This is a genomic window from Pseudarthrobacter adonitolis (genome assembly GCF_055412845.1).
In genome coordinates, this window is record NZ_JBVAYW010000039.1 from 1 (window position 1) to 8,947 (window position 8,947).

Below are 8,947 nucleotides of genomic sequence, written 5' to 3' on the forward strand. Positions count from 1 at the left end.
GACACCGGCTGCCCACTCACTTCCCGGCGTCCCTGGAACAAGACGCGTTCGTCTGAGCCGATCCTGCAGGTCGACAAGCTCGGAATCGGATATTGCAAGGTGGAACAGTTCCATACGTAGATCCTCCTGGTCTTCCCGGACAGCAAAAACAGTTGAGGATGCGGTATCTCTGTTGCGCCGCCTCGCCAGCCCGACACCTAATAGTGGGGGCTCGGGGCGGTGCAAGCGGCTGTTTACGTCGGTCGTAAGGGGGCAGGCTGCGGCCGGCCGGGTAGTCCTATGCGGGGAGGCTCTCTGGCAGGCGTATCGTGAGGACGTTGTTCGTGGCGCGCATTGCGGCGATAACGGCCGGATCCGGGTGCACGTGGATGCCGGGGTAGTCGATCTCGCCTTGGCTGGGTGTGACAGTCCAGGCAAGACGCTCTTCGGTGAGGGAAAATTGCGCGTCGATTCCATCTTTGTTGCCTCGCGGATCTACGCGGTGCCAGGCGCCCTCAAGCCAAAGTGCGACCAGACCATGGATTGCGTGGCCTGCCTTCGGTTTCCCGATCCGTTGGTAACACAGTCCCGCAGGGATGTTGCGGGAACGAAGGAGCGCCACGAGCAGATGGGATTTGGCGTGGCAGAGCCCGACGCCGTTGATGGCGGCGTCGGAGGCCGTAATCGAGGGGCGTGGGTCGTGGACGTCGAACGAGTGCCGCACAACATCACGGACATGTTCAAAGGCCCTACGGGCGAAAACTACGTCGTCGTCCTTATCATCGGAGAGTTCCCGAAAGAGGTCCCGGACGCGGCTATGCGAGAGGTTGATGACACTGTCTTCGCCCAGATAGTGTGATGGGTCGTTGTCTAAGAAGTCCATTTGAGCGAGATTACTAGCATCCGATCCCGGACCGGCTATTTTGGCTGCTGTCTGTCCTGTGGACGTGTCAGATCTCGGCATGGGCCAAGGCGGGGAACTTTCAACCTCGCCTACTTAATGGACCCAGATCAGCTTCAGTGCTGATCAACCACCACCAGGACGTTCCCGTGGTCCTGAAGGCGGGTGAACAGCTCCCGCAACTGTGCCTCGTCCTGCGGCAGGGGTTTATCGAGAACCCGCTCCCCGGCGGCGGTGAGTGCCGTCGCATGATGATCGGTCTTGCTGACATCGAGCCCGCAGAATAGGTCGAATCCCTGATCCATATTGGCGCTCCCTGGGATCACTATATGGCCGCAGTCACGACACCCGATGCCGGCACCCCCGTTACAAAGAGACCTGGACGCTAGCGTCCGGCCGTGTCCCTATCAGCGGTCAGCAAGTGTCTCCGAACCCGGCGATCACCCCCCCGGATCATTAGTGACAGGGCGAGAAAGTCACACCGGATCCAGCGACCAATCCCCGGACTTCGGGGACTCAATAAATGTAACGTGGTGGCCACCGGCGGGCGTCACCAACAATGAAACAGTCGTGCCTAATGTACGAGCTTCGGACCTAAATCCGGTCCCGAGGCACCCAGCGCATCGGCAAGGCAGCTTCTACCTTCCTTTCAGTTGGGGATCACCCGTGAACCTGTGGACTTGCTGACGAGGCTGAGTTGATAGGGTAGAAAACCTTTGAAACGAATGAGGGAGGTCGGCCGTGGTTCGAATGGTTGTCATCATTGGTGCAGGAATCGTGGGCGTCTCGGTGGCCCGAGAACTGGCCCGCAAGGGCGTGAGCGTGACAGTGCTGGACCGAGATGCGGGTGAGCCGCAGGGCTCGACAGCCTTCGCCCCCGGATTCGTGGGCCTTTACAATGACGTGCCGATCCTGACCGAGCTCGCCCGTGCATCGGCCGCGATCTACGCGACCGCGGAGCGTGGATTCGGCCGGGTCGGCGGGCTGGAGCTCGCCACCTCGGACTCGGGCGCAGCAGAGGTTACACGCCGAGCCGATGCCGCGCGGTCGGTAGGCCTCGCTTCCCGCCTCCTGAGTCCGTCAGATCTACCCAAACCGGTGCTTGACTTCGTGGACACCTCACAGGTTCTCGCCGCCGCATACTTCCCCGACGACGGAGTCGCGGATGTCCAGCTTCTCGCCCGCGCCCTACGCAAGGAGGCCATTGGGGCCGGTGCGCGTTTCCTGGCCGGCCAACACGTCACCGGCATCGACAGGACATCAAATCTCGTCACGGTCACCACGGCGTCCGGCGACGTGTTCACCGCAGATGACGTGGTGCTCGCGGGCGGGGTGTGGGGCCCGTCGCTGACTGCCCTGACAGGTCGGGAACTGCCACTGTTTCCCGTCGCCCATCCCTACGTCTACTCTCACGAAAACGCAGCATGGCGTCCGGGGCCGTTCGTGCGGTGGCCCGAGCACCACGTATACGCCCGCGTTCACCACGAGCAGCTCGGCATCGGCAGCTACGATCACGTCCCTGCGCCCGTCGGCCAGGGCGGACTCACTGATGGTGCGGGACTGCCATGGCCGGAGGTATTCGACCCGGTTGTCACCACCGCGCAGCGTCTCCTGCGTCAGGAGGCTCGGTTCACGCCCACGCGGCGGATCAACGGTGCCTTCGCGATGACACCCGATAATTTGCCGTTCCTTGGCCCGCATCCCGAGCTGGACGGCGTATGGGTAGCTCAGGCGATCTGGGTCACTCATGCCGCCGGGTCTGCCGCCGCTCTGGTGGCAGCCATGACAGATGGCACCGGCCTGCCGGCCGAGCTCGCGGTCAACCGCTTCGACGGCAAGGACCTGACATCTCTGCGCACGAGTGCGCTGCGCCTCTACCGCGACATCTACGCCGCCGACACGTTCTGACGAGCGAATCGGCAGGAAGGCGGCTAAGGTCCGCCGACTTATACCGGGAGCATCGCGACCACTACAAATCCCGGAATCGCATCTTACAAACGCAGCTGAAGTAATAGCCCGAGTTGCCCGGCGCCCCACCAGTTGTGAGGCGCAGGTGAACGAGAGGCAAGCCGGTCGGTGTCCTTGTAATATCAGTACCCGACCGGCTGTACAGCAAGCCCGGCGTAGGTCTCCAGAACTTGAGTATCAGTCATGCAACAAATGTAGGGACTGGTAAGCACAATTCGTTGCACGCCATACTGCAGCATCGTCCCCGGAAGGGTCCCACTTAGACTCCATCGAATCATGGAGTGCTAAGCGTGGCCGCCCCGGGATGTGACTGTTAACCCGAAATGGCGGTTAAATCACAGTTTGAATGGCGGTTTGCCGTCCCGCTGAAGGAACCCTCTGCGGGACGATTTGAAAATGGTTCGCACGGTCCACGCTAAGGAGGTCGCTTGCCGTCGTTCTTGCCGGTGCCCGTTACTGCCCCTGACGGGAGGCCGTACGGAGTAGCGTTTTTAGCGATAACTTGACAGTGACGCAGCTTACATTCACTATGAAGTTGTGTTGTCTACCGAGCATCACATGTTACCTATAAGTATCTTTCCTGGCATCCTAGGCGAGTTAGCTGATAGCTCTTGGTGGGTCGTCAGGGTCACCGGCCCCGCTGCACCGACTTTTCCGCAGGGCACTCAGCCGTGCGTTTGAAACCCTTGAAGGGACAATGATGTCGAATCAAACGAACCCGGCCCCGGCCGCCGATTTACCCACGGGACACCGTTCCGGGGCCATCATCGAGCAACATTCCATCGACTACGTGCACCGCGCAGAGCGCCGCGGCAAGCTCTGGCATCAGGGGCCCTTTTGGTTCGCGGGGAATTTTGTTCTTCCGACGCTGGTCGTGGGATTCACGGGCCCCGCGATGGGCCTTAGCCTGGTCTGGTGCATCCTGGCCGTGGTGCTCGGCGCCGGCTTCGGCACCTTCTTTATGGCCTTCCACGCCAACCAGGGCCCGCGGATGGGGCTCCCGCAGATGATCCAGTCCCGCGCGCAGTTCGGCAGCAGAGGATCCCTCGTCCCGTTCATTGCCACGGTGTTCGTCTATCTCGGCTTCCTGGTTTTCGACACCATTCTGGCCACCGAGGGGATCCTTCTCGTCCTCCCGGGGGAAAAGTGGTTCTGGTACCCGCTGGTGATCGCGGTCGCCATCGTCATTGCCGTCGTCGGACATGACCTGCTGCACTTCATTCAGCGCTGGCTCACCTACGTCCTGATCGCCACCTTCGCTGTCCTGACCGTCCTGGCCCTGACAACGCTAGGAGGCACCACCGATGCGACGGCGGCCTCGGCAGCCGCGGCGCCGGGATGGGACGGCACCGCGTTCCTTGTCCAGTTTTCCCTCGCTGCCGGCTACAACATCAGCTACGCCGTCTACGTGTCCGACTATTCGAGGTACCTGCCGGAAAACTCCTCGGCGAAAAAGCTGATCTCCTGGACCTACGCCGGAGCGGCCGTCTCCGCCATCTGGCTGATGTCTCTGGGGTCGATCCTGGCCAGCAGCATCCCCGACGCGGACGCCATCGGCGCCATCAAACAGGTCGGTGACAATCTCTTCCCCGGGTTCGGGACGTTCGCCGTGCTCATCTCCGTGATTGCCCTGCTCTCCATCATGGGCGTCAACGCCTACGGCGCAATGCTGACGGGAGTCGCGGCCATCGACGGGTTCAAACCGGTCCGGCCGACCGTCCGTCTGCGGGTCCTGGGCCTGTCGGTGATCGGCCTGATCGCGGTCGGAATTGCCCTTGTCATCCCGGATGACTACCTGGCCAGCTTCAACAGCTTCGTGCTGCTCATGCTGTACTTCCTCATTCCCTGGACAGCGGTGAACCTCGTGGACTTCTACTTCGTCCGTCATGGAAAGTACGCGATCACCGACATCTTCAACCCCGAAGGCATATACGGCCGCTGGGCCTGGCGCGGCATCGTCTCCTACGTGGTGGGATTCGTCGTCATGATCCCGTTCTTCTCAACCGGTTTCTACACCGGACCGGCGGCCCAGGCCCTGGGCGGGGCGGACATATCCTTCGTCTTCGGTCTGCTCGCCGGCGGCGGCCTGTACTACCTGCTTTCTCGCAACATCGACCATGCCGCCGAAGCAGCCGCCCGCCGCCGCAGTCAGCTGGTCCTGGAAGGGACGCCGGAGTAATCAGATGCCCTCACTAACCGAAGATGTCATCATCGCCTGCTGCCAGGTGCCCCTGGCCGTCGGGGACGTCACCGCAAACAAAACCGTGCTCAGGCGCGCCGTGGCCGACGCCGCCTCCCGCCGGGCAAGCATCGTTGTCCTCCCGGAGCTGGCCAACACCGGCTACTGCTTCAACTCCCCGGCAGAAGCCCGGTCCGTGGCCGAACCACTGGACGGGCCCACCGTGCAGGAATGGCAGCAACTCAGCCGGGACCACGGCCTCATCCTCGTCGCGGGACTGGTCGAAGTGGCCGGGGACGGCACCGTTTATAACACGGCCGTGCTGGTGGACCGCGGCGAGCTGAAAGCCACCTACCGGAAGGTCCACCTGTGGGGTGATGAGCAGAAACTCTTCACCCCCGGAAACCAGACGCCGCCCGTGGTCTCCACCAGCGCAGGGATGATCGCCGTCATGGTCTGCTACGACCTTGAATTCCCGGAATGGGTGCGGACAGCTTCCCTGGACGGAGCAGAGATAGTGTGCGCTCCTGTGAACTGGCCGCTCTACCCCCGGCCCGAAGCGGAGCGGCCCTCAGAAATCTTCAAGGTCCAGGCCAACGCCGCCACCAACCGGGTATACATCGCCGCCTGCGACAGGACAGGAACCGAACGGGGCCAAAAATGGCTCGGCGGCAGCACCATCGTTGACCCCGACGGGTTCCCCCTCGCGTTGGCAGACCTGGGGAGCGAGACCATCATCACCGCCCGGATCACACCGGCAACCTCCAACGACAAACACATCGGCCCCCATAACGACGTCCACGCCGACCGGAAACCCGAGCTCTACAGCCGCGTCAACCACCCGGGAAGCCTGGAGAAAGACTGGAAACCGGACAGGCTCCGTCCGGGCACCTCCGCCGGCAACGGCACCGCATTGCTTCCCTAATCCGGCCACACCGGGCCGTTCTCATTGCGTGCCGACCGACCGCCGAGAGCGGACACCAACCTGCAAAGACCACCAAAGAACGAGCTCCGGCCTCTCCTCTGGATTGGCGGAATCAACGCGGATGGGGTCGGCCAGGTTCCCGGACTCCAACGCCGCGGCCTGCCAGGTCGTGGATGAGGTTCAGGGTGCCCCGGACGGTGCAGCCCAGTCGGTCCAGAGTGTGCACCACGAGCACGTCCCACTCGCGGGCTTGGTCGAGGGCTTCATTAAGTCCCGGACGGCTTGTGGTGGATCCGGATTTCTTATCCACGTATATTCGCCGGGCGGGGATACCCTCGCCGCGCAGTGCGTCGATCTGCCGGTCGAGGTCCTGGTTCGCGGTCGAGACGCGGGCGTACCTAATTTCCATAGGACCACTGTGACTGTTGGTTGGGAATGGCGGTTTCGGTGTCGCGTAAGCCGATCCCTAATCGGGCCGACGCGCTTCGATGAGATGACGGGTCGAGTGCGCGACAAATGGGCCCTCGCTCTGGATGAGATCGTGAAGGTTTCGCAGGCGGTCTCGGTATGCCGCAACCGTGAAACCGGGCACCCACCAGACCACCTTGCGCAACAAATAGACAACCGCGCCGACATCGTGGATTTCGATGCGTAGGCGCGCTTCCTGAAGGTCTACGATGTCAAGTCCGGCTGTCCGCGCAGCCGCTGTCTCGGCGTCCGGGCGTCGGCCAAGACGTGCCTGTGGCTGAGGGCCCAGGAAGTACTCGATGAGTTCGAAGACGCTGGCCGGTCCGACGTGCTGGGCGAAATAGGTGCCTCCCGGTTGGAGTACCCGAGCAATTTCGTCCCACCAAATGGTGGCTGGATGGCGGCTTGTCACAAGGTCGAAAGCGCGATCCCCGAAGGGCAGAGGCGGTTCATCAGGATCTGCTACCACCGCGATGCCTCGGCGGTGCAGGAGCGCAGTTGCCTTCGCGACGTTGGGTGGGAATGATTCCGTGGCGACCGCTAACCGCGGGATGACCGGCGACTGCGCCAGGACCTCGCCCCCTCCGGTCTGAATGTCGAGCGAAGCGTCGGCTTCGGCCAGCCGTTCACCCAGCAGGCGTGCGTACCCCCAGGGTGGTCGTTCTTCGGTGGCGCGTCCTTGCAGCCAAGAGAAGTCCCAGCCATCAACGCTCACCGCGTTGGCCTCTGCAATTAGCTCGTCGAAAGATGCACTCATCTATCCAGTATCTCGCCCGCCAGCCGATGGATTAAGCAGGCTGCGCCAGCAGGCGTCCGATTGGGAACCCTCACCGTGCTCAATCCGTGCCGCTAGATGCCGGTGAGCTGCTCCCGGCAACTCGGGGATACCACCCTCATAGGGCTCGGCGGATTGAACGCCAACGCCGCAGCCGGCCGAACAGGGCGTCGCTGAAGATCGCCACCGCAGTTAGGACAAGCCCGATCTTGGAAGCGGTCCACACAGTTTGGGCACCAGGTGCATTCGAACGTGCAGATGTAAGCCTCATCAGACGGAGCGATGTCGCGGTCGCAACATTCGCAATTTGGGCGAATCTCAAGCATGCGACCACCCTACCTCCGGGGTGCCTTCTCGGCGAAGAGTGCTTCGATCAGCCCGGTAGACGATCCTCCAACGGACGTTCCATGAGCGAATGGATCAGTGGTTCAGCGTGGACATCGCCTCACTGTCATCAATCAAACCTCATACGGCCGGCTCGATATTCACGAAGGGTCGTCTCCACTGCAAGCACTTTTCCGCTAGGGAATTTCGGTGCCACGGAAACAGGCTTGGGCACATGCTCGCTGGCGCCGGAATCGAGTCACGATGATTCCCGGGCGACTAGGGAAGCCATCGCAGCAGCCGGTTCGACGTCGTAGCCAGTTGCGCGATCGCCCGACCAATTTAGTCCAAGCATCAGCCCATCTTTTTCGAGGCCCCGGACCCACTTTGATCGCCACTCGCTAAGAGGAATCGCTACCTTCTCAAATCCGGCGTACGCCTCAACTGAGGAGATGATTGTTTCTGCACGAGAGGCCAGGGACCAGAACGGCATCGCACGCTTACCATCGCTACCCAAAGGGGCAGGGATGCCTTCAGAATCCCGGATTGTCCAGACCTGCCTCTCACGGACTATTTCGTCGAAAAATGCCGATGCGTGTGCTCCGCTGATGCTCATGACGCTAATGGTCTCAGACTCCCGATATGCCACCGCCCCTCTGTCCAGGCTCGGCAATCTGGGTTCCGTTTGGGGAACGGCGGATTCAGGCGGTCATTGCAACAGGAGGCCTTCGATCAGTTCGATCGGTTTTTTGAACTCTAGTCTTTTGCGTGGCCGGTCGTTGAGTTCCTGGGCAACCCAGTCGAGGTCTGCCTGGCTGTGGATGCCCAGGTCCGTGCCCTTGGGGAAATACTGGCGGAGCAGGCCATTCGTGTTTTCATTGATGCCGCGCTGCCAGGGCGAGTGCGGGTCGCAGAAGTAGATGTCGATGCCGGTGTCCATCTTCACGGTTTTCCAGTCCTGCATCTCGATGCCCTGATCCCAGGTCAGGGAATGCCGCAGCGCCTCGGGAAGGGTCTTGATCTTCGCGACCAGCGCATCACGGATCTGCTCGGCCCTGTACCCGTCCGGCAGGTGCACGAGCATCGTGTAGTTAGTGGTCCGTTCCACCAGTGTCCCGATCGCGGACTGGTTCCCCTTGCCGATGATTAAGTCCCCCTCCCAATGCCCCGGCATGGCACGGTCCTGAACCTCGGGAGGACGTTCGGAAATGTTGATCATGCCCGGGATCCGGTTCTTCCGCTGACCGGCTTTCCTGCAGGGCTGCCTGACCGCCTGCCCGGTGCGCAGGCACGCGGTCAGATCACGCTTCAGTGCCCCGCGGGACTGCACGTACAGGGACTGGTAGATCGTCTCGGGTGACACCCTCATCTCCGGCTCATCGGGGAACTCAATCCGGAGCCGTCCTGCGATCTGCTCCGGTGAGTACT

Annotated in this window: 9 protein-coding genes and 1 pseudogene; 3 read left to right on the forward strand and 7 right to left on the reverse strand. The window is 62.0% G+C overall.

Features of this window, described 5'->3' with window-relative positions; translation table 11 throughout:
* Nucleotides 1-277: 277 nt before the first annotated feature.
* Nucleotides 278-862 (reverse strand): transglutaminase-like domain-containing protein, encoded by a 585-nt coding sequence (locus tag ACZYZ4_RS19110; protein WP_463863359.1) that lies wholly within the window; start codon nucleotides 860-862, stop codon nucleotides 278-280.
* A gap of 140 nt (nucleotides 863-1,002) precedes the next feature.
* Nucleotides 1,003-1,185: pseudogene (locus ACZYZ4_RS19115) on the reverse strand (IS110 family transposase); the annotation flags it as partial.
* Between the two features lie 445 nt (nucleotides 1,186-1,630).
* On the opposite strand from ACZYZ4_RS19115, the gene ACZYZ4_RS19120 reads away from it, so the two are divergent.
* The 3 genes from ACZYZ4_RS19120 to ACZYZ4_RS19130 all read left to right on the forward strand — a co-directional run bounded on the left by ACZYZ4_RS19120 (nucleotide 1,631) and on the right by ACZYZ4_RS19130 (nucleotide 5,952).
* Nucleotides 1,631-2,788, forward strand: coding sequence for an NAD(P)/FAD-dependent oxidoreductase (locus ACZYZ4_RS19120; protein ID WP_463863360.1), 1,158 nt, complete (start codon nucleotides 1,631-1,633; stop codon nucleotides 2,786-2,788).
* 757 nt (nucleotides 2,789-3,545) lie between these two features.
* A complete protein-coding gene (locus tag ACZYZ4_RS19125) occupies nucleotides 3,546-5,027 on the forward strand; it encodes a purine-cytosine permease family protein (protein ID WP_463863361.1) in 1,482 nt (493 codons plus the stop codon).
* A 4-nt stretch (nucleotides 5,028-5,031) separates the two neighbouring features.
* A complete protein-coding gene (locus tag ACZYZ4_RS19130; protein ID WP_463863362.1) occupies nucleotides 5,032-5,952 on the forward strand; it encodes a nitrilase-related carbon-nitrogen hydrolase in 921 nt (306 codons plus the stop codon).
* A 112-nt stretch (nucleotides 5,953-6,064) separates the two neighbouring features.
* On the opposite strand, the gene ACZYZ4_RS19135 is transcribed toward ACZYZ4_RS19130, so the two are convergent.
* From ACZYZ4_RS19135 to ACZYZ4_RS19155, 5 genes are all read right to left on the reverse strand, one after another.
* Nucleotides 6,065-6,361 carry a recombinase family protein gene (locus ACZYZ4_RS19135; protein WP_463863363.1) on the reverse strand — a complete coding sequence of 99 codons (297 nt, stop codon included), beginning with the start codon at nucleotides 6,359-6,361 and terminating at the stop codon, nucleotides 6,065-6,067.
* A gap of 57 nt (nucleotides 6,362-6,418) precedes the next feature.
* On the reverse strand, nucleotides 6,419-7,177 hold the full coding sequence (locus ACZYZ4_RS19140; protein ID WP_463861032.1) for a methyltransferase domain-containing protein: 759 nt from the start codon (nucleotides 7,175-7,177) through the stop codon (nucleotides 6,419-6,421).
* A 92-nt stretch (nucleotides 7,178-7,269) separates the two neighbouring features.
* Nucleotides 7,270-7,521, reverse strand: a complete 252-nt coding sequence (locus tag ACZYZ4_RS19145; RefSeq protein ID WP_463857328.1) for a DUF1272 domain-containing protein — start codon at nucleotides 7,519-7,521, stop codon at nucleotides 7,270-7,272.
* A 257-nt stretch (nucleotides 7,522-7,778) separates the two neighbouring features.
* A complete protein-coding gene (locus ACZYZ4_RS19150; protein ID WP_463863364.1) occupies nucleotides 7,779-8,135 on the reverse strand; it encodes a DUF2750 domain-containing protein in 357 nt (118 codons plus the stop codon).
* Nucleotides 8,136-8,228: 93 nt separating this feature from the next.
* On the reverse strand, nucleotides 8,229-8,947 hold a 719-nt coding region (locus ACZYZ4_RS19155), incomplete at its 5' end, for an IS30 family transposase (RefSeq protein WP_463863365.1).

Excerpts from the sequence above, each read along its gene's own strand:
- ACZYZ4_RS19140 (WP_463861032.1), bottom strand. The coding sequence starts at position 7,177 with ATGAGTGCATCTTTCGACGAGCTAATTGCAGAGGCCAACGCGGTGAGC.
- ACZYZ4_RS19145 (WP_463857328.1), bottom strand. The coding sequence starts at position 7,521 with ATGCTTGAGATTCGCCCAAATTGCGAATGTTGCGACCGCGACATCGCT.
- ACZYZ4_RS19135 (WP_463863363.1), bottom strand. The coding sequence starts at position 6,361 with ATGGAAATTAGGTACGCCCGCGTCTCGACCGCGAACCAGGACCTCGAC.
- ACZYZ4_RS19125 (WP_463863361.1), top strand. The coding sequence starts at position 3,546 with ATGATGTCGAATCAAACGAACCCGGCCCCGGCCGCCGATTTACCCACG.
- ACZYZ4_RS19130 (WP_463863362.1), top strand. The coding sequence starts at position 5,032 with ATGCCCTCACTAACCGAAGATGTCATCATCGCCTGCTGCCAGGTGCCC.
- ACZYZ4_RS19110 (WP_463863359.1), bottom strand. The coding sequence starts at position 862 with ATGGACTTCTTAGACAACGACCCATCACACTATCTGGGCGAAGACAGT.
- ACZYZ4_RS19120 (WP_463863360.1), top strand. The coding sequence starts at position 1,631 with ATGGTTGTCATCATTGGTGCAGGAATCGTGGGCGTCTCGGTGGCCCGA.
- ACZYZ4_RS19150 (WP_463863364.1), bottom strand. The coding sequence starts at position 8,135 with ATGAGCATCAGCGGAGCACACGCATCGGCATTTTTCGACGAAATAGTC.